We start from the raw sequence: 19,692 nt of genomic DNA, 5'->3' as shown, positions 1-19,692 counted from the left end.
CGCAGTTACAGGTCAACGCTTTACCAATTCCTGGAACCTGTGAGTTCCCTGTGCCATCTAACGTGTTGTCGTCCGCATGACCGGCGGGCGTGACATGAGCGAGCGCGGATGGGGACGAAATGCGCGGCATGAGCCGAAGGAACCTGCTCGGAGCCGGAATTGGGGCGGCGGCCGCAATCGGAATCGGGGGCTGCGGTACCGAGGGGGGCACGTCCGGCAACGCCGGTTCGGACACGGGTGGGACGGGAGACAAGGGAAGCGGCCGGCCGAGCGCCAAGCCGAGTGAGAAGAATGTGCGGATGATCGGTGACGGTTCCACGGCCGACACCGGAAAACAGCCGCACCAGCCGCCCGCGCCCGTACCGCTCGAACCGGGCGAGACCCCGCCGCAGTTCGTGGTCTTCTCCTGGGACGGCGCGGGCGAAGTGGGCAACGGCCTCTTCCCGCGCTTCCTCGACCTCGCCAAGGATCACGGCGCGGCGATGACCTTCTTCCTCTCCGGCGTCTATCTGCTGCCGGAGTCGAAGAAGACGCTCTACCGCCCTCCGGGGAACCCCGTCGGCGCCTCCGACATCGGTTATCTCACCGACGCCCACATCAAGGACACGCTGAAGTACATACGCCGGGCCTGGCTCGAAGGCCATGAGATAGGCACCCACTTCAACGGGCACTTCTGCGCCGGCTCGGGCTCCGTCGGCAACTGGTCGCCGAAGCAGTGGCGCGACGAGACCGAACAGGCCATCGGCTTCGTCACCGAATGGAAGACCAACAGCGGCTGGAAGGACCTCGACCCACTGCCGTTCGACTACCGCAAGGAGCTGGTCGGCGGCCGTACGCCCTGTCTGCTCGGCCAGGACGAGCTGCTGCCCATGGCGGCCAAGATGGGCTGGCGCTACGACGCCAGCTCGCCCGGCGGCCGGCAGATGTGGCCGGACAAGCGGCAGGACGTGTGGGACCTGCCGTTGCAGGGTGTGCCGTTCCCCGGGCATTCCTTCGAAGTCCTGTCGATGGACTACAACATCCTCGCCAATCAGTCGGGAAATTCCACCAAGGGTGTTCCCGCGAATTATCCGGGCTGGCGCAAACAGGCCACCGAAGCGTATCTCTCCGGATTCAACCGCGCGTACGAGTCGAATCGCGCCCCCTTCTTCATAGGGAATCACTTCGAGGAGTGGAACGGCGGCATATATATGGACGCGGTCGAAGAAGCGCTGAAGGGGATGGCGGGCAAGAAGGACGTACGGCTGGTGTCCTTCCGGCAGTTCACGGACTGGCTCGACGTCCAGGACCCGGCGGTGCTCACCAAACTCCGTACGCTGGAGATCGGCCAGGCTCCGGCCGGCGGCTGGAACACCTTCTTCAAAACCGCCTGAGGTCCGCGCAGCGGCTGTCGTGCCGCCCGCGAGCCGCGACTCGTGGCACGGCGGCGCCTCGAACGGGCCGCCGACAGGGTGTTTCCCGGGAGCGAGGGGGGCGAACAAGATCCCTGAATGGCCCATGCGAAACTTTTCACATGAACCTTGGCCGAGCCCTCCCAAGCCGCTCGAACCGACGCCCACGCGCCGCACTCCCGGCCGTTGTCGCGTCGGCGGCCATGCTCACCCTGGCGGCGTGCGGCGGTGGCGCCACGTCCGGCGGCGGCGGTGACACCAACTTCGTGATGAACACCGGCGGGGTGCAGACCGTCGCCAAGGCCGACCGCAAGCCGGTCAACGAGATCGCCGGCGAGACGCTCGAAGGCAAGCAGCTCGACGTGGCCGACCTCAAGGGCAAGGTCGTCGTGCTGAACGTCTGGGGTTCATGGTGCGGACCCTGCCGCGCCGAGGCGCCGTACTTCGCGAAGGTCGCCAAGGAGACCGAGGCCAAGGGGCAGGACATCGCGTTTGTCGGTCTCAACGCCCGCGACGCCAACAAGGGCTCGGCCATAGCCTTCGAGAAGGACTACGGCGTCACGTATCCGAGCATCTACGACCCGGCGGGCAAGCTCATCGTCAACGGCTTCCCGAAGGGCAGCCTCAATCCGCAGGCCATCCCCTCCACGATCGTGCTCGACCGGGACGGGAAGATCGCGGCCCGCTCGCTCAAGGCGCTCGACGACAAGAAGCTGCGCGAGATGATCGACCCGCTGATCGCGGAGAAGTGATCCCGTGGAGGTTCTCGCCGCGGTTCCCGGCATGAATGAGACGGTCTTCAGCGGGGCTCTGCTGCTCGCGCTGCCGATCGCGCTGCTGGGCGGTCTGGTCTCGTTCTTCTCGCCGTGCGTGCTCCCGCTCGTACCCGGCTATCTCTCGTACGTCACCGGCATCAGCGGCACCGATCTGGGTGACGCCCGACGCGGGCGGATGGTCGCCGGCGCGGTCCTGTTCATCGTCGGCTTCACCGCGGTCTTCGTCTCCGGCGGCGCGCTCTTCGGCTACTTCGGCAGCACCCTCCAGGACAACCGGACGGTCATCTCCCGCATCCTCGGTGTGCTCATGATCGCGATGGGCGTCTTCTTCATGGGGCTGCTGCCCTGGCTCACGCAGCGCGAATTCCGCCTCCACAAGCGGCCGGTGTCGGGTCTGGTCGGCGCCCCGGTGCTGGGCGCGCTGTTCGGGGTCGGCTGGACGCCGTGCATCGGCCCGACGCTCACCTCCGTGAACATGCTGGCCTTCGACCAGGCGACCGCGGGACGAGGGGCCATACTGACCGTCGCGTACTGCGTCGGTCTCGGGGTGCCCTTCGTGCTCGCCGCCGTGGCGTTCCGCAAGGCGCTGGGGCTGTTCGGCTGGGTCAAGCGCCACTACGTGTGGGTGATGCGGACCGGCGGCGTGATGATGATCGCGACCGGGGTGCTGCTGGTGACCGGCGTGTGGGACAGCATCATGCAAGACATGCAGACGTGGACCAACGGCTTCACGGTGGGGATCTAGTTCCATGAGCAAGACAGAGACGACAACCGCGGAGACCGCCGAGAGCGCGGAGACGGCGGAGACCACGGCCGCCGCCGGGAGCGCCGGTGAGACGTCCCTCACACCCGAGGCACAAGAGGCCCGCGAACTCGGCGCCGCCGGATCGCAGCTGTCCACCGCGCCCCGCGAGGAGTCCGCCGTCGGCGGCCCCAGCCTCGGACCGATCGGCTGGATCCGCTGGTTCTGGCGTCAGCTCACCTCGATGCGCGTCGCGCTGATCCTGCTCTTCATGCTGTCGCTCGCCGCCATCCCCGGCTCGCTCATCCCGCAGAACAGCGTCGACGAGCTCAAGGTCCAGACGTTCCAGGAGAAGCACGAGACGGTCACCCCGATCTACGAGAAGCTCCAGCTGTTCGACGTGTACAGCTCGGTGTGGTTCTCCGCGATCTACCTGCTCCTCTTCATCTCGCTCATCGGCTGCATCGTCCCGCGCACCTGGCAGTTCGTCGGGCAGCTGCGCGGCCGCCCGCCGGCCGCCCCCAAACGGCTCACCAGGCTTCCCGCGTACACGACCTGGCGTACGACCGCCGAGCCGGAGGAGGCCCGCGAGGCCGCGCTCGCCATTCTCAAGCGGCGGCGCTTCCGCGCGCACACCGTCGGAGACGCGGTCGCCGCCGAGAAGGGCTACCTCCGCGAGGCGGGCAATCTGCTCTTCCACATCGCGCTGATCGTCATGCTGGTGGCCTTCGCCACCGGGCAGCTCTTCAAGTCCGAGGGCGGAAAGCTGATCCTGGAGGGCGACGGCTTCTCCAACACCCTCACGCAGTACGACGACTTCAAGTCGGGCTCCATGTACGACACCGACAACCTGGAGCCGTTCAGCTTCAACCTCGACAAGTTCGTCGGCACCTTCGAGCGCAAGGGACCGCAGGTCGGCACCGCCCGAGAGTTCGAGGCCCACGTCAGCTACACGACGGAGGCGGGCGGCAAGGAGCGCGAGGCGGTCATCGAGGTCAACGAACCGCTGGAGGTCAAGGGTTCGAAGGTCTATCTGATCGGCCACGGCTACGCCCCCGTACTCACCGTCCGGGACGGCAAGGGCAAGGTCGTCTTCAAGGGCGCGACCCCGCTCCTGCCGATCGACAACAACATCACGTCGACCGGCGCCATCAAGGTGATGGACGGCTACCGCGACAGCAAGGGCAAGAAGCAGCAGCTCGGCTTCAACGCCTTCTTCGTCCCGACGTTCGCGGGCAAGGGCAACGGGAGCATGTTCTCCCAGTTCCCCGAACTGGACTATCCCGTGCTGGCGCTCACCGGCTACGTGGGCAGCCTCGGCGTCGACTCCGGTCTGCCGCAGAACGTGTACCAGCTGGACACCAGCAAGATGAAACAGTTCAAGGACGCCGACGGCAACAAGCTCGCGGCGCGGCTGCTGCCCGGCGAGACGATGAAACTGCCGGGCGGCGCGGGCTCGGTGACCTTCGAGAAGGACATCAAGGAGTGGGCCACCTTCACGGTCTCGCAGCAGCCCGGCAACGGGCTCGCCCTCGCCGGTGCGATCGGGGCGGTGCTCGGCCTCGTGGGCTCGCTGTTCATCCAGCGCCGCCGGATCTGGGTCCGCGCGGTACGGGGCGCGGACGGCGTCACCGTCGTGGAGATGGCCGGCCTGGGGCGCAGCGAGTCGGCGAAGCTCCCGGAGGAACTGGGTGACTTGGCACTGACGCTCAACGCCGAGGCGCCGACGGCGCCGACCGCATCCGCGCCCGAAGAGGCAGATGCCGAGGCGCCGACGGCGCCGACCGCATCCGCGCCCGAAGAGGCAGAAGAGAACACGGACGTTTCAGACACATCCACCGCCGCCGCCACTACCGGAGAGCCTGTCGAAGGGGCTGAGAAGTGATCCTCGCCGCCACCACCAACGAGAGCTTGGCGCACACCGCCAACGTGCTGGTCTATTCGTCCATGGCCGTCTACACCCTGGCCTTCTTCGCCCATATCGCCGAATGGGTCCTGGGCAGCCGCAGCAAGGTCGGCCGTACCGCCGCCGCGCTGACCGGCGCCGGTGCGAAGGCCTCCGCCACGGTCGAGGTGCGCACGGCGGAGAAGGAGAAGGGCGGCGGCACCGCCGTCCTGGAGCGGCCCAAGGTCATCACCCGCGCGGCGGCCGGGCGCCGCGACGTGCCCGACGGTCCGGGCGCGGCGGGCGGTTCGCTGAAGGGCGACCTGTACGGACGTATCGCCGTCTCGATGACCGCACTCGGCTTCCTGCTGGAGGCCGCCGGTGTCATCAGCCGCGCGATGGCGGTGCAGCGCGCGCCGTGGGGCAACATGTACGAGTTCTCCACCACCTTCTCGACGGTGGCGGTCGGCACGTACCTCGCTTTCCTCCTCACGAAGAAGAACGTCCGCTGGATCGGACTGCCCCTGGTCACCACGGTCCTGCTCAACCTGGGCATCGCGACGACCGTGCTCTACACGGACAGCGACCAACTGGTCCCCGCGCTCCACTCGTACTGGCTCTGGATCCACGTCTCCACCGCGATCTTCTGCGGCGCGGTCTTCTACCTCGGCGCCGTGGGCACGCTCTTCTACCTGCTGCGCGACGTGTACGAGTCCAAGATCGCCCGGGGCGTCACCGTCGGCCGCGCGTGGTCCTCCGTCATGGAGCGGCTGCCCGCCGCCGCCACGCTCGACAAGTTCTCGTACCGCGTGAACGCCGCGGTCTTCCCGCTCTGGACCTTCACGATCATCGCGGGCGCGATCTGGGCCGGCGACGCCTGGGGCCGCTACTGGGGCTGGGACCCCAAGGAGGTCTGGTCCTTCATCACCTGGGTCGCGTACGCCTGTTACCTGCACGCGCGCGCCACGGCGGGCTGGAAGGGCCGCAGGGCGGCGACGCTGGCGCTGGTCGCCTTCGGCTGCTGGCTGTTCAACTACTACGGCGTCAACATCTTCGTCACCGGAAAGCACTCGTACGCGGGCGTGTGACCGCGCGGGAACGAAACAGCGGCGCGCCCCGGTCCTCCCGGGGCGCGCCGCTCTCGTCGTACGAGGCGTGCGTGACGCGGCTCAGCCCGCCGGCGGGGCGTCGTCGGCGCTGCCGCCCTTCTCGCGGCGCTCGATCTCCGCCTCTCGGCGCCGCAGATCGGCCTCACGCCGCTCCAGTTCGGCCACGGCGTCCGCGTCCGGCTCCGCCTCGTCCTTGGCGGCTTCACCCGTGTCGTCCTTGCCGCCCTCATCGCTCTTGCCGTCCTTCTCAAGGGACTTGAGGAAGTCGGGGTTGTCGTCCGGAGCGACCCACCCGCCCCGGCGGCCCGCCGAGCCCGCACCGGTACCGGGCTTCCTGCCCACCATCAGCCACGCGATCGAACCGACCAGCGGGAAGAGCAGTACAAGGATCGCCCAGATGGGCTTGGGGATATGACGGATGTCCTTCTCGTCGGTGGTGATGCAGTCGATGAAGGCATAGATGCTGAGAGCCAGCGGCACCAGAATCATCAGCACCCGAAGCATGGGCGGTCCCCCTGTGCGTGGAGATCGAGTACGGAGCGGTGGCCCCGGTTACAGGACCAGGGTAGCGAGTAACCGATACTGGACCGTATGGCATACGACGATCTTCGCTCGCTGCTCCGGGCGCTGGAGCGCGACGGCGACCTCAAACGCGTCAAGGCCGAGGTCGATCCGTATCTGGAAATCGGCGAGATCGTCGACCGGGTGAACAAGGCCGGCGGGCCCGCGCTCCTCTTCGAGAACGTCAAGGGCTCCGACATGCCTTTGGCGATGAACGTGTACGGGACGGACCGCCGGCTTCTCAAGGCGCTCGGCCTCAAGGCGTACACGGACATCAGCGACAAGATCGGCGGGCTGCTCAAGCCCGAGCTGCCGCAGGGTTTCGTGGGTGTACGCGAGGCCTTCGGGAAGCTCGGCACGATGACGCACGTGCCGCCGAAGAAGGTGAAGCCCGGCAGTGCGCCGGTGCAGGAGGTGGTCCTCACCGGTGACGACGTGGATCTGGACCGGCTGCCCGCGCTCTTCACCTGGCCCGAGGACGGCGGCTCCTTCTTCAACCTCGGTCTGACACACACCAAGCACCCGGAGACCGGCGTCCGTAACCTCGGGCTCTACCGGCTCCAGCGGCACGACAAGCGCACCATCGGTATGCATTGGCAGATCCACAAGGACAGCGCCAACCACTACCAGGTCGCCGCCAAGCGCGGTGAACGGCTGCCCGTCGCGATCGCCTTCGGCTGTCCGCCCGCCGTGACGTACGCCTCCACGGCCCCGCTGCCCGGTGACATCGACGAGTACCTCTTCGCCGGCTTCGTCCAGGGCAAGCGGATCGAGATGGTCGACTGCCGTACGGTGCCGCTCCAGGTGCCCGCCAACGCCGAAGTGGTCATCGAGGGCTGGCTGGAGCCGGGGCAGATGCTGCCCGAGGGGCCGTTCGGCGACCACACCGGCTTCTACACACCGCAGGAGCCGTTCCCCGCGCTGACCATCGACTGCGTGACGATGCGCAAGCGTCCGCTGCTCCAGTCGATCGTGGTCGGCCGGCCGCCGACGGAGGACGGGCCGCTGGGGCGTGCGACGGAACGGTTCTTCCTGCCGCTGCTCAAAATCATCGTGCCCGACATCGTGGACTACCACCTGCCGGAGTCGGGCGGCTTCCACAACTGCGCGATCGTCTCGATCGACAAGAAGTACCCGAAGCACGCGCAGAAGGTGATGCACGCCATCTGGGGCGCCCACATGATGTCGCTCACCAAACTGATCGTGGTCGTGGACGCCGACTGCGACGTGCACAATCTGCACGAGGTGTCCTGGCGGGCGCTGGGGAACACCGACTACTCGCGGGACCTGACGGTCGTCGAGGGCCCGGTCGACCACCTCGACCACTCCTCGTACCAGCAGTTCTGGGGTGGCAAGGCCGGCATCGACGCCACGCGCAAACTTCCCGAGGAGGGGTACACGCGGGACGGCGGCTGGCCGGAGATGGTCGAGTCCGACCCGGAGACCGCGGACCGGGTGACGAAGCGTTGGAGGGAGTACGGCCTGTGAGCAGCGCCGCCGAGGGAGCCGACGGACTTGTCGGACAGGGCCGACAGGGCCGCTCAGGGCCGGGACCCGCACCGTCCGGCAGCAGGACGCGGGCGTTCCTGCGGCTGGTGATGATCGAGCACTCGGTCTTCGCGCTGCCGTTCGCCTACATCGCCGCGCTGACGGCCATGTTCCAGCTCGACCGGAACATCCACTGGGGCCGGCTGCTGCTCGTCACGGTCGCCATGGTCGGTCTGCGGACCTTCGCGATGGCCTGCAACCGGATCATCGACCGCGAGATCGACGCCCGTAACCCCCGTACCGCGAACCGCGAGTTGGTGACCGGCGCGATGTCGGTGCGCTCCGCGTGGACGGGCGCGCTCGTCGCCCTCGCGGTGTTCCTGGGCGCCGCGGCCCTGCTCAATCCTCTCTGTCTGGTGCTCTCTCCTGTCGCCGTGGTGCCGATGGTCGTCTATCCGTACGGCAAGCGGTTCACGAACTTCCCGCACGCCATCCTCGGTCTCGCCCAGGCGATGGGCCCGATCGGCGCCTGGATCGCCATCACCGGCAAGTGGTCCTGGGACGCGGTCATCCTCGGTCTCGCCGTCGGCATCTGGATCGGCGGGTTCGACCTGATCTTCGGCAGCCAGGACGTCGAGGCGGACCGCGCGCACGGAGTGAAGTCCGTACCGGCGCGCTTCGGCATCCCGGCCGCGCTGTACGGCGCGCGCGTCGCGCACGCCGTGACCACGGCGCTGCTGGTCTGGTACGCCGTCGCCACCGACGCGGGTCTCTTCTTCTGGATCGGTCTGCTGATCGTCGCCGCCGCGTTCCTCTACGAGCACCAGGTCGTGAAGCCCAACGATCTGTCCCGTCTCAACCGGGCGTTCTTCACCGTCAACGGCTTCATCGGGATGGCGCTCTTCATCTGCGCGCTGCTCGACCTGCTCGTACGCGGCCTGACCGTCTGACCCTCCGGCGGGGCCGGACGGTGGGCACGCAGGACGGCGGGGGCGCCGGTCAGGGTATGAGCGCGCCCGCCGGGGCCCGGCGCCGCGGGCGGCGGAACATGAACGCCGCCAGCACGCCGCCTATCAGCCCGAAGAGATGCCCCTGCCAGCTCACCGTCGGATTCGTCGGCAGAACGCCCCACAGCGCCGAGCCGTACATCACCAGGACCAGCAGCCCCACCACGATGTCGACCGCCCGGCGATTGACGAAGCCGCGGACCAGCAGATAGCCGAGCAGTCCGAAGACCACACCGGACGCCCCCGCCGTGACGGAGTTGTCCGCGGCCGTCAGCCAGACACCCAGGCCGCCGACCACCATGATCGTGAGGACCACCCGCAGGAAGCGGCCTATCCCGCTGAGCGCCGCGAGGAAGCCGAGCACGAGCAGCGGCAGCGCGTTGGCCGCCAGATGGTCGAAGCCGTGGTGCAGGAACGCCATCGGGATGACATCGCGCAGCTCGCCCGCGTCACGCGGGCTCAGGCCGTACGTCTGAAGCGCCCCGGTCGAGGAGTCCACGGCCTCCAGCACCCAGAGCAGCGCCAGCCAGCCCAGCATCAGAGCGGCCGCCGCCTTGATACGGCGTACCGCGCTCGTGTCGATGGAAGAATCCGGCATGTCGCCCCCCAAGGGTCGTCGTGCTCCCACCCCTGGAACGCGCGAGGTACCGTCCCCGGTTCCTGCTTCCGTACGCCGGATAGGGTCGGACGCGTGAAACCCGGATCGGACCACGAGGACCAGCGGCACACCGAGCGGCCCACGGTGGGGCCCCGGCGGCCCTGGGTCGTCGGAGTCTCCGGCGCGTCGGGGACCCCGTACGCGGCGGCCGTGCTGCGCGGGCTGCTCGACGCTGGCGAGAGCGTCGATCTGATCGTCAGCCGCGCGTCCCGCCTCACACTGCTCGACGAGACGGGGATCTCCTTCCGGGACGCGCACTGGCGGGAGGATCTGCGCACCTGGCTGGCCAGGGGCGCCGACGGCAAGCCGGACACCTTCGCCCCCGACGTGTCGGACGTACGGCACTGGGCCGCCGGTGATCTGGCGGCCGGGCCGTCCTCGGGGTCGTACCAGGTGAAGGGGATGCTCATCGTCCCCGCCTCCACGGCCTGTGTGGCGGGCGTCGCGCTCGGGCTGTCGAAGGACCTGCTGCAACGCGCGGCGAGCGTCACGCTCAAGGAGCGCCGCCCACTGGTGGTCGCCGTCCGGGAGACCCCGCTGGGCGGCGGGACCCTCAAACATCTGGTGACCCTGGACGAGGCGGGCGCCGTCGTGCTGCCCGCGTCCCCGGGTTTCTACGCGGGGGCGACGCACATCCAGGATCTGGTGGACTTCGTCGCCGGGCGGGTGCTGGACGCGGCGGGGGTGGCGCACCGGCTGTACCGCCGCTGGGAGGGGGAGCTCGGCGGCTCCCGTACGGGCCTCGATCCGGACCCCGGAACACCCCGGACCGGGCCGGAGCCCGCGTAGAACCGCCATATCACCGCACTGCCTCTGATTGCATATATCAACTTGCGAGATTGCTGAACAATGGAAGGCTTCAGGCATATGGACGCCGTGGATAGGCAGCTCATCCAGGCCCTCAGGGAGAACGGCAGAGCCTCGTACGCCGAGCTCGGCCGGCTCGTCGGGCTCTCCGGGCCCAGCGTCACGGACCGCATCAACCGGCTGGAGGCGGCGGGCGTCATCATCGGCTACCGCGCCACCGTCGACTCGGCCTCGCTCGGTCTCGGTGTCACCGCGCTGATCGGTATCTCGCTCTCGGACGCCGCCGACCACGAGGACGTCGCGCACCGGCTGCGCGGGCTGAGCGAGATCGAGGACTGCTGGTTCATCGCCGGCGACGACTCGTACATGCTCAAGGTCCGCGCCGGCGACGTCGACGGTCTGGAGAAGACGATCCGCCGCCTCGGCAGTACGAAGGGCGTCTCGCGGACCCGCACGACCATCGTGCTCTCCACCAAGTGGGAGAACCGGGTCGGCGAACTTCCCGACGAAACCTAGGCGTACGGTTGGTGGAGCCTGGCGACACGTGGGCGTTCGGCAGATATCCGGCACGAAAGTCGGCACAGACAGTGGGAGGCGCCGCATGACTGCATCTGTCATGGATGTGGGGCTCAAGCGCGAGCTGGAGGAGAAGGTCAGGGCCGGCGAGCGGCTGACCCGTGAGGACGGCATCGCCCTCTACGAGTCGGACGACCTGGCCTGGCTGGGCGGTCTCGCGCACGAGGTGCGGACGCGCAAGAACGGTGACGTCGTCCACTTCAACGTCAACCGTCACCTCAACATGACGAACGTCTGCACCGCGTCGTGCGCCTACTGCTCGTTCCAGCGCAAGCCGGGCGAGAAGGACGCCTACACGATGCGCATCGAGGAGGCCGTCCGGCTCGCCACGGCGATGCGCGGCGAGAGCCTCACCGAGCTGCACATCGTCAACGGGCTCCACCCGACGCTCCCTTGGCGCTACTACCCGCGCTCGCTGAAGGCTCTCAAGGAGGCGCTGCCGGAGGTCTCGCTGAAGGCGTTCACGGCCACCGAGATCCACCACTTCGAGACGATCTCCGGGCTGACGGCCAGTGAGATCCTCGACGAGCTGATCGACGCCGGCCTCGAATCGCTCACGGGCGGTGGCGCCGAGATCTTCGACTGGGAGGTCAGGCAGCACATCGTCGACCACCGCACGCACTGGGAGGACTGGTCGCGGATCCACCGCCTCGCGCACGAGAAGGGCCTCAAGACCCCGTGCACGATGCTGTACGGCCACATCGAGGAGCCCAGGCACCGGGTCGACCACGTGCTGCGGCTGCGTGAACTCCAGGACGAGACCGGCGGGTTCCAGGTCTTCATCCCGCTGCGCTACCAGCACGACTTCGTGGACATGCAGGACGGCAAGGTCCGCAACCGTCTCCAGGCGCGTACGACGATGGCCACCGGCGCCGAGGCGCTGAAGACCTTCGCCGTCTCCCGGTTGCTGTTCGACAACGTCCAACACGTCAAGGTCTTCTGGGTGATGCACGGCGTGCAGACCGCCCAACTCGCGCTCCAGCACGGCGCGGACGACATGGACGGCTCGGTCGTCGAGTACAAGATCACGCACGACGCGGACAACTACGGCACGCCGAACAAGCTCGGCCGTGAGGATCTGCTCGACCTGATCCGCGACGCCGGCTTCCGGCCGGTCGAGCGGAACACACGCTACGAGATCATCCGGGAGTACCCGGGCCCGGACGCGGCCAGGCGCGAGACGCCGCAGCCGATGCGGCTCTGACGCCCCGGCGCACCTTCGCCGAACCGGCCCCAGCTCGCTGAGCTGGGGCTTCTCGGGTTCTGGAACGGGTTTGAGCGCATGGACGGGTAATGGCTACGGTAAAGAAATGCCGCTTACATTCATCCTGGACCCGCCCGTCGACCGCGCCTTGCGCGACGGCCTCGTCACGCTCTGGACCGAGGTCTCCGACGCGGGCGGCGCCGTCGGCTTCGTACCGCCGGTGAATCCGGACGACGTACGGGCGGAGCTGGTCAAGCACTTCGTGTCGATGGCCGAGGGCCGGGCCCGGCTGCTCGTGGGGGTGGACGAGGAGGGTGCCGTCGCCGCCACGGTCTTCCTCACCCACAACACCCACCGGCTGATGCGGCACTGGCTCTGGCTCTACACGGTGATGGTCCACCCACGGCACCAGGGCAAGGGGTACGGCCGCGACCTCATGGACGCGGCGGCCGAGGCCGCCCGCGGGATCGACGGCATCGAGGCGATACGGCTCACCTGCCGCGGCGGCACGGGCGTGGACCGCTTCTACGAGTCGTGCGGCTACAAGGAGGTGGGCCGGGTGCCGGACGCGATACGGGTGGCGCCCGGCGACGACCGCGACGACATCACGATGCTGCTGCCGCTGCACTGAGCCGGCGGGCGGGGCGGGCCCGCGGGCGCCCGGGGTCAACCCCCTTATATGGGACAGCGGGCGGCGTGCTTCACTGGACGCGTACGCCGCCGGACGAGCCGAGCCGGACACGCCGACCGGGCACGTCGCCACGAGGAGAGGGGCCGCTGTGAACGCCGCCAGAACGAGCGCCACGATCCGCTACACCGCGATGCGCCTGGGCATCTTCGTCGGCTGCTTCGTCGTCGTCGCCGCCCTGGTCCAGTTCGGTGCCCTGCCCAAGGGCCTCGGGGACTCCAACTTCATCTGGGTGCTGCTGCTCGCACTCGTCGTCTCCGCGCCGCTCAGCTTCGTCCTGCTGCGCAAGCAGCGCGACGAGATGTCGGCCCAGCTCGTCGACAGGGTCGACTCGGCGAAGGCCAAGCTGGAGTCCAACCGCACGCAGGAGGACGGCGCATAAGCGCCGCGTAAGTTTCATCACACCCGTACGCCGGTCCACCACGCCCCAGCGGCCTCCACGCTGGGGCTTCGGTCGTGTCCGGGGTCTTCGCGCACCGATACCTCAAAGCAGACCTTTGAGTATCCATAAGACCCGGTGTTAATGTACGGGCCATGAAGACAGCAGTGCGCCATCACGCCGTGAGCCTCGCGCTCGTGGCGCGCCTGCATGTCGATCTCTGCCGCTGCATGTCCGCGGTCTGTTGCCGCTCGCACTGATCCGAATCGGCATCATGCGGCGGCGCCGCTTCTGAATCACGGGCGCCGCACCCCCCAGTTCCACCCCTTCCCTCTCGTCCCCGTATCTCCGTATGCCCAACTGGAGTGTGTCCGTGTCCGCGAATTCCGAGCCCGCCACCACCGGCAAGGCCGACCAGGCCGACAAGCCGGCCGGCCCAGGCCCAGGTCTCTCCATACCCAAGGTCCCGTTCTGGGCCCAGATCGTCGCCGGTCTCGTACTCGGCGTCCTGCTCGGCTGGCTCGCCCGCAGCCAGGACATCGACTGGCTCTACACCACGCTCGACAAGATCGGCGGCATCTTCGTCCAGCTGCTGAAGCTGGCCGTCGCCCCACTGGTCTTCTTCGCGATCCTCGTGTCGATCACCAACCTCCGTAAGGTCAACAACGCCGCCAGGCTGGCCGGACGCACGCTGCTCTGGTTCCTGATCACCTCACTGATCGCCGTCGTCATCGGCATCGTGATCGGTCTGATCACCAACCCCGGCTCCGGCACCGGCCTCACCCCGAAGGACGGCGCGAAGCCCGAGGGCTCCGGCTCCTGGATCGACTTCCTCACCGGCATCGTGCCGACGGACGTCATCACCCCGTTCACCGAGCTCAACGTCCTCCAGATCGTCTTCCTGGCCGCCGTCGCGGGCGTCGCCGCCCTCAAGCTCGGTGACCGTGCCGCGCCTATCCTCAGCCTCAGCGAGGCCGTGCTCGAACTGCTCCAGAAGGCCCTGTGGTGGGTCATCCGCCTCGCCCCGATCGGCACCGTCGGCCTCATCGGCTACGCCATCGCGGACTACGGCTGGGACCTGATCGGCGACTACGCGACCTTCACCGCCGACGTGTACATCGGCTGCGCCATCGTCCTCTTCGGTGTCTACCCGCTGCTGCTCGCGACGGTCGCCAAGGTCAGCCCGCTCCAGTTCTTCAAGGGCGCCTGGCCCGCGATCCAGCTGGCCTTCGTCTCCCGCTCCTCGGTGGGCACGATGCCCGTCACCCAGCGGGTGACCGAGCGGCTCGGTGTGCCGAAGGAGTACACGAGCTTCGCCGTCCCCTTCGGCGCCACCACCAAGATGGACGGCTGCGCCGCGATCTACCCGTCGCTGGCGGCGATCTTCATCGCGGAGATCTTCGACGTCCAACTCGGCATCCAGGACTACCTGCTGATCGCCTTCGTCTCGGTGGTCGGCTCGGCGGCCACCGCCGGTCTCACCGGTGCGACGGTCATGCTGACCCTGACTCTCTCCACGCTGGGTCTGCCGCTGGAGGGCGTGGGTCTGCTGCTCGCGATCGACCCGATCCTGGACATGATGCGTACGGCCACGAACGTCGCCGGACAAGCTCTGGTCCCGGTCATCGTCGCGTCGCGGGAGAAGATCCTGGACCACGACAAGTACAACTCCGCCTCGGCGTCCCCGCTCGAAGAGCCGGGGACGAGCGACCGCGAGACGGCGGTCCCGGTCGCCGCGTGATGCGGCGGCCCGAGCGGCCCGGCAACTGAACACCTCTCACGTCCTGGCGGCGTCCGCGGTCTTTACGGCCGGGGGCGCCGCCGAGTCGTGTTCCGCGCGCGCCCCGGGTGGCCGGGAGCGGTCGTTCGGCTCGATCGGGCGCGGACTCCGACCGTAGGCTTACGCCGGTTCGGGGCACATGGGGCGAGGGGGAAGACCAGGTGGGTTCCGCAGACGCGGGGAAGAGCAGACGGATGCCGCGCGAGGTGCGCGAGCGGCAGATGATGGACGCCGCGGTGGCGACCTTCGGGCAGCGGGGCTACCGGGCGGCCTCGATGGACGAGATCGCCGAACTGGCCGGAGTCTCCAAGCCGTTGGTGTATCTGTATCTGAACTCCAAGGAGGAGCTGTTCACCGCGTGCATCCGCCGCGAGGCCGACGCGCTCCTCGCGGCCGTACGCGCCGGTGTCGTCGAGCCGGGGCGCGCGCCCGACCAGCAACTGTGGGCCGGGCTCACCGCGTTCTTCGCGCACACCGCGGAGCACCCCGACGCCTGGTCGGTGCTGCACCGCCAGGCCCGTACGCACGGGGAGCGGTTCGCCGTCGAAGTGGCCGGAATGCGGGAGGAGTTGGTCTCCTTCGTGACGGGGCTGCTGCGGGAAGCGGCCCGTGCGACACCCGCTTCGGCCGATCTGGCGGACCTGGGGGACCGGGATGTCGTCGGCGTCGCGCAGGCGCTGGTCGGCGCCGCCGAGGCGCTGGCCGGGTGGGCGAACGAGACGCCGGACGTCACGGCGAAGGAGGCCGCCTCGACGCTGATGAACTTCGCCTGGACGGGCCTGGGAAGACTGATGGACGGCGAACGTTGGTCCGCGGGCAACTCGTCGGTGGGGCGGCGGTAGTCGGGCGGTCGCGGTGGGCCGGGAGCCCGGTGGCGTGCCGCTGTCTTGATTTCGCGACCGGGGCCCGCTTTACTCGCCCGGACCGGAGCCCCGCACTCCGTGCAGAGATGAGGGAACAGCGCGTGTCCGCAGACGAGCCCGCCGATGCCGAGGCGTCCTCGACGCGGGCCACCCCGTCGGAGATATCACCGCAGGCGTCATGGCAGTTGCCGCTGCCGCCGCCCACCGAGCCCGCGTCCGCCCCCGCGGGCCCGTCGCCGTCCCCGGCCACGCCCGCGGCCACCTCACCGCCGCGGCGGGCGCACGTCGAGCCCGAGAAGCTCTGGGTGGACGGAGTCGTACGGCAGGTCTCCGTACCGCCGCTCGTGCCGCCCGTCCCCGAAGGTTCGCTCGCCGACATCCCCTTCGACAACGCCCGGTACGCCCCGGACGAGGCGGTCCTCAGCCGCAAGCACGCGGACGGCCGCTGGCGTGACGTCACCGCCGCGGCCTTCGCCGACGAGGTCCGCGCCGTCGCCAAGGGCCTGATCGCCGAAGGGCTGCGGCCCGGCGACCGGCTCGCGATCATGGCCCGTACGACCTACGAGTGGACGCTGGTCGACTTCGCGGCCTGGGCCGCCGGTCTGGTCACCGTCCCCGTCTACCCGACCTCCTCCGCCTTCCAGGCCCGCTGGATCCTCCAGGACTCGGGCGCCGTCGCCTGCGCGGTCGAGAGCGAGGAGCAGGCCCGGCTGATCGCTTCCGAGCAACTGCCGGACCTGGACCGCCGCCTCTGGACCTTCGACACCGGCGCCGTGGACGCGCTGCGTGCGGCGGGCGCCGACGTCTCCGACGCGGAACTCGACGCGCGCCGGGCCGCGCTCTCGCCCGACTCGGTCGCGACTCTCGTCTACACCTCCGGCACCACGGGAGGCCCGAAGGGCTGCGTCCTGACGCACGCCAACTTCTTCGCGGAGGTGGACAACTGCATCGAACTGCTGCATCCCGTCTTCAAGTCGGTGAGCAAGGAGCCCGCCTCCACCCTGCTCTTCCTGCCGCTCTCCCATGTCTTCGGCCGTATGGTCTCGGTGGGCTGTCTGCGCGCGCGGGTGCGGCTCGGGCACGCGCCGTCGCTGCGCACCGACGACCTCATCGCCGATCTCGCGGGCTTCAGGCCGACGTTCCTGCTGGCCATCCCGTACGTCCTGGAGAAGGTCTTCAACACCGGCCGCGCCACCGCCGAGAAGCTGGGCCGCGCCGCGTCCTTCGACCGCGCCGCGAGGATCGCGCGGCGGTACGGGACGGCCGTCGAGGCCGCCGCGGCCGGTACCGGCCCCGGCCCCGGGCTGCCGCTCAGAGCCGCCCGCGCGCTCTACGACCCGCTGGTCTACCGGCGGATACGGGCCGCGCTCGGCGGCAAGGTGGTGCAGGCGATCTGCGGCGGCTCCCCGCTGGGGCGCCCGCTCGCCGCCTTCTACGCGGGCGCGGGGATCACGATCTTCGAGGGGTACGGCCTGACGGAGACCACCGCGGCCGCCACGGTGACGCCTCCGCTCAAACCCCGTCTGGGCACGGTCGGCTGGCCGCTGCCCGGTACCTCCGTACGGATCGCCGACGACGGCGAGGTGCTGCTGCGCGGCGGCCAGGTGTTCACCGGCTACTGGGACATGGAGCACGGCGAGCCCGTACCGGCCCTGGACGACGGCTGGTTCGCCACCGGCGACCTGGGGGCGCTGGACGACGAGGGCTATCTCACGATCACCGGCCGCAAGAAGGACATCATCGTCACCTCGGCCGGCAAGAGCGTCGCCCCGGCCCCGCTGGAGGACTGGCTGCGGGCCCACCCGCTGATCGGCCAGGCCCTGGTGCTTGGCGACACCCGCCCGTACGTCACGGCGCTGATCACCCTTGAAGCGGACGGGCTCGCGCACTGGTGCCAGATGAAGAAGAAGGAGCACCTGACGCGGGACGAGCTGGTCCTGGACGAGGACTTGCTCTCCGTGCTGCAACGGGCGGTCGACGAGGCCAACCGGCTGGTGTCCAGGGCCGAGTCGATCCGCCGCTTCCGGGTGCTGCCCGTCTCCTTCACCGAGCAGAGCGGGCAGTTGACGCCGTCGCTGAAGGTGCGGCGGGCGGCGGTCGTGGAGGAGTTCGCGGCGGAGATCGACGAGCTGTACGCGTAGTCCCCGGAGTTCCGGCGGAACAGCGGCCGGACAGGGCAGGAGCCCTGCTCCCCGCACTGGGCGTGCGGGGACAGGGCTCCTTGATAGTGCTTTTTCCGTGCGCGATCTTCCGACCCGGGCAACTAGGCCGGGGTTACGTTCTCCGCCTGCGGGCCCTTCGGGCCCTGGGTGACGTCGAAGTTCACGACCTGGTTCTCCTCGAGGGAGCGGAATCCGGTCGCGTTGATCGCGGAGTAGTGGACGAAGACATCCGGGCCGCCGCCGTCCTGGGCGATGAAGCCGAAGCCCTTTTCAGCGTTGAACCACTTGACGGTTCCGGTAGCCATAAGCCCTCCTTGGGCCAAAGGGTTGCCCTGCTCCAGAACCTGCAAACAAGTCTGAAAACTACAAAAGCCTGCGGGTCACATGCTCCGCAGGCTCTGTACTGCAAGGGAAACCAAACTGCAACTTGCGTCGAGCCTAGCACGCGTCTCACGGCCAGCGGTAGGGGAAAGATCACCGAAAGATCAGCTCACCCGGACGTTTGAAGAGGGCTCCGGCGGGCTGACGTGACGGGGGTCCTGACGTGCGAAGGAGACCTCCGCCGACCCCCCGTCCGGCACCCCCCGAGGCGCCCAACCGCCGGGGCGGGTCTAGCCTCGCGGTGTGGACAGCTCCCTTGAAAGCACAGCAGGCGGCGAGGCGGGCGGAAGCGATCACCCCCGCGTCCGGCCGCGCGTCGGTCACATCCAGTTCCTGAACTGCCTCCCCCTTTACTGGGGCCTCGGCAGAACAGGAGCACTCTTCGATCTTGAGCTGACGAAGGACACCCCGGAGAAGCTCAGCGAACGCCTCGTACGCGGAGATCTCGATATCGGTCCCGTCACCGTGGTCGAATTCCTGCGCAATGCCGAGGACCTCGTCGCATTCCCCGATCTCGCGGTCGGCTGTGACGGCCCCGTCATGTCCTGCCTGATCGTTTCGCAGGTGCCGCTCGAAGAACTCGACGGGGCGCGGGTCGCCCTCGGCTCGACCTCGCGGACCGCCGTACGGCTCGCACAGCTCCTGCTCGCCGAGAAGTACGAGGTCACCCCCGACTACTACACGTGTCCGCCCGACCTCGGGCTGATGATGCAGGAGGCGGACGCGGCCGTACTGATCGGCGACGCGGCCCTGCGCGCCTCGCTGCACGACGCTCCCCGCCTCGGGCTCCAGGTCCATGACCTCGGGCAGATGTGGAAGGACTGGACGGGACTCCCGTTCGTCTTCGCCGTGTGGGCGGCGCGCAAGGAGTACCTGGCGCGCGAGCCGGAGACCGTACGCCTGGTGCACCAGGCGTTCCTCGCCTCCCGTGACGTGTCGCTGGAGGAGGTCGCCAAGGTAGCGGAGCAGGCGGCGCGTTGGGAGACCTTCGACGCGGAACTGCTGGAGCGTTACTTCACGACGCTCGACTTCCGTTTCGGGCCCGACCAGCTCGCGGGCGTACGGGAGTTCGCGCGGCGCACCGGACCCACGACCGGCTATCCCGCCGACCCGCACGTCGAGTTGCTCCCGTCCTGAGAAGGTAGGGGTGTCTGTCCGATCAGGCCGGATCAGGGACCGCGAGCCCGGCGGGATCGGACAGACACCCCCTATGGGGCAGCACGTACGGGGACGGG

The 19,692-nt window shown here is 68.8% G+C and carries 19 protein-coding genes; 16 read left to right on the top strand and 3 right to left on the bottom strand.

Annotated elements, in window-relative coordinates:
- Positions 1 to 119 precede the first annotated feature (119 nt).
- From ACIBBB_RS20340 to ccsB, 5 genes are all read left to right on the top strand, one after another.
- Complete coding sequence (locus ACIBBB_RS20340; RefSeq protein ID WP_398983802.1) at positions 120 to 1,373, top strand: hypothetical protein; 1,254 nt, start codon at positions 120 to 122, stop codon at positions 1,371 to 1,373.
- Between the two features lie 140 nt (positions 1,374 to 1,513).
- Positions 1,514 to 2,143, top strand: coding sequence for a TlpA family protein disulfide reductase (locus ACIBBB_RS20335; RefSeq protein ID WP_398983800.1), 630 nt, complete (start codon positions 1,514 to 1,516; stop codon positions 2,141 to 2,143).
- A 31-nt stretch (positions 2,144 to 2,174) separates the two neighbouring features.
- Complete coding sequence (locus tag ACIBBB_RS20330) at positions 2,175 to 2,912, top strand: cytochrome c biogenesis CcdA family protein (RefSeq protein ID WP_398983798.1); 738 nt, start codon at positions 2,175 to 2,177, stop codon at positions 2,910 to 2,912.
- Between the two features lie 4 nt (positions 2,913 to 2,916).
- Complete coding sequence (locus tag ACIBBB_RS20325) at positions 2,917 to 4,794, top strand: cytochrome c biogenesis protein ResB (RefSeq protein ID WP_398983796.1); 1,878 nt, start codon at positions 2,917 to 2,919, stop codon at positions 4,792 to 4,794.
- Positions 4,791 to 5,882 (top strand): c-type cytochrome biogenesis protein CcsB, encoded by a 1,092-nt coding sequence (gene ccsB / locus ACIBBB_RS20320; protein WP_398983794.1) that lies wholly within the window; start codon positions 4,791 to 4,793, stop codon positions 5,880 to 5,882. Before ACIBBB_RS20325 ends, ccsB begins: the two co-directional genes overlap by 4 nt.
- An 81-nt stretch (positions 5,883 to 5,963) precedes the next feature.
- Here the strand turns inward: ccsB and ACIBBB_RS20315 are convergent, their stop codons facing one another.
- Positions 5,964 to 6,407, bottom strand: a complete 444-nt coding sequence (locus ACIBBB_RS20315) for a PLD nuclease N-terminal domain-containing protein (protein ID WP_398983792.1) — start codon at positions 6,405 to 6,407, stop codon at positions 5,964 to 5,966.
- An 87-nt stretch (positions 6,408 to 6,494) separates the two neighbouring features.
- On the opposite strand from ACIBBB_RS20315, the gene ACIBBB_RS20310 reads away from it, so the two are divergent.
- Together ACIBBB_RS20310 and mqnP are read left to right on the top strand one after the other, a co-directional pair.
- On the top strand, positions 6,495 to 7,952 hold the full coding sequence (locus tag ACIBBB_RS20310; protein ID WP_398983790.1) for a menaquinone biosynthesis decarboxylase: 1,458 nt from the start codon (positions 6,495 to 6,497) through the stop codon (positions 7,950 to 7,952).
- Positions 7,949 to 8,902 carry a menaquinone biosynthesis prenyltransferase MqnP gene (gene mqnP, locus ACIBBB_RS20305; RefSeq protein WP_398983788.1) on the top strand — a complete coding sequence of 318 codons (954 nt, stop codon included), beginning with the start codon at positions 7,949 to 7,951 and terminating at the stop codon, positions 8,900 to 8,902. Before ACIBBB_RS20310 ends, mqnP begins: the two co-directional genes overlap by 4 nt.
- Before the next feature lie 49 nt (positions 8,903 to 8,951).
- Here the strand turns inward: mqnP and ACIBBB_RS20300 are convergent, their stop codons facing one another.
- Complete coding sequence (locus ACIBBB_RS20300) at positions 8,952 to 9,557, bottom strand: rhomboid family protein (RefSeq protein WP_398983786.1); 606 nt, start codon at positions 9,555 to 9,557, stop codon at positions 8,952 to 8,954.
- A 144-nt stretch (positions 9,558 to 9,701) separates the two neighbouring features.
- Here ACIBBB_RS20300 and ACIBBB_RS20295 point away from each other — a divergent pair, with 144 nt between their 5' ends.
- The 8 genes from ACIBBB_RS20295 to ACIBBB_RS20260 all read left to right on the top strand — a co-directional run bounded on the left by ACIBBB_RS20295 (position 9,702) and on the right by ACIBBB_RS20260 (position 18,055).
- The gene (locus ACIBBB_RS20295; RefSeq protein ID WP_398983965.1) at positions 9,702 to 10,406 is read left to right on the top strand and encodes a UbiX family flavin prenyltransferase; all 705 of its coding nucleotides are present in this window, start codon (positions 9,702 to 9,704) and stop codon (positions 10,404 to 10,406) included.
- A 78-nt stretch (positions 10,407 to 10,484) separates the two neighbouring features.
- On the top strand, positions 10,485 to 10,940 hold the full coding sequence (locus tag ACIBBB_RS20290; protein ID WP_023539462.1) for an Lrp/AsnC family transcriptional regulator: 456 nt from the start codon (positions 10,485 to 10,487) through the stop codon (positions 10,938 to 10,940).
- A gap of 100 nt (positions 10,941 to 11,040) precedes the next feature.
- Entirely contained in the window at positions 11,041 to 12,204 is a 1,164-nt protein-coding gene (gene mqnE, locus ACIBBB_RS20285) for an aminofutalosine synthase MqnE (protein WP_398983963.1), read from the top strand.
- 106 nt (positions 12,205 to 12,310) lie between these two features.
- Positions 12,311 to 12,835 carry a GNAT family N-acetyltransferase gene (locus tag ACIBBB_RS20280; protein ID WP_398983784.1) on the top strand — a complete coding sequence of 175 codons (525 nt, stop codon included), beginning with the start codon at positions 12,311 to 12,313 and terminating at the stop codon, positions 12,833 to 12,835.
- Positions 12,836 to 12,983: 148 nt separating this feature from the next.
- On the top strand, positions 12,984 to 13,274 hold the full coding sequence (locus ACIBBB_RS20275; protein ID WP_398983782.1) for a DUF4229 domain-containing protein: 291 nt from the start codon (positions 12,984 to 12,986) through the stop codon (positions 13,272 to 13,274).
- Between the two features lie 370 nt (positions 13,275 to 13,644).
- Positions 13,645 to 15,012: a dicarboxylate/amino acid:cation symporter gene (locus ACIBBB_RS20270; RefSeq protein WP_398983780.1), complete on the top strand. Its 1,368-nt coding sequence runs from the start codon at positions 13,645 to 13,647 to the stop codon at positions 15,010 to 15,012.
- Positions 15,013 to 15,245: 233 nt separating this feature from the next.
- Positions 15,246 to 15,893 carry a TetR/AcrR family transcriptional regulator gene (locus ACIBBB_RS20265; RefSeq protein ID WP_398983961.1) on the top strand — a complete coding sequence of 216 codons (648 nt, stop codon included), beginning with the start codon at positions 15,246 to 15,248 and terminating at the stop codon, positions 15,891 to 15,893.
- Positions 15,894 to 16,105: 212 nt separating this feature from the next.
- Complete coding sequence (locus ACIBBB_RS20260) at positions 16,106 to 18,055, top strand: AMP-dependent synthetase/ligase (RefSeq protein ID WP_398983959.1); 1,950 nt, start codon at positions 16,106 to 16,108, stop codon at positions 18,053 to 18,055.
- Between the two features lie 122 nt (positions 18,056 to 18,177).
- On the opposite strand, the gene ACIBBB_RS20255 is transcribed toward ACIBBB_RS20260, so the two are convergent.
- Positions 18,178 to 18,381, bottom strand: coding sequence for a cold-shock protein (locus ACIBBB_RS20255; RefSeq protein WP_017948713.1), 204 nt, complete (start codon positions 18,379 to 18,381; stop codon positions 18,178 to 18,180).
- Positions 18,382 to 18,700: 319 nt separating this feature from the next.
- On the opposite strand from ACIBBB_RS20255, the gene ACIBBB_RS20250 reads away from it, so the two are divergent.
- Entirely contained in the window at positions 18,701 to 19,594 is an 894-nt protein-coding gene (locus tag ACIBBB_RS20250) for a menaquinone biosynthetic enzyme MqnA/MqnD family protein (protein WP_398983777.1), read from the top strand.
- Positions 19,595 to 19,692 lie beyond the last annotated feature (98 nt).

This window comes from Streptomyces sp. NPDC051217 (assembly GCF_044455465.1).
Lineage (GTDB): Bacteria > Actinomycetota > Actinomycetes > Streptomycetales > Streptomycetaceae > Streptomyces.
Note: the sequence above shows the minus strand (reverse complement) of the source record. Positions and strands in the feature narration are given on the sequence as shown.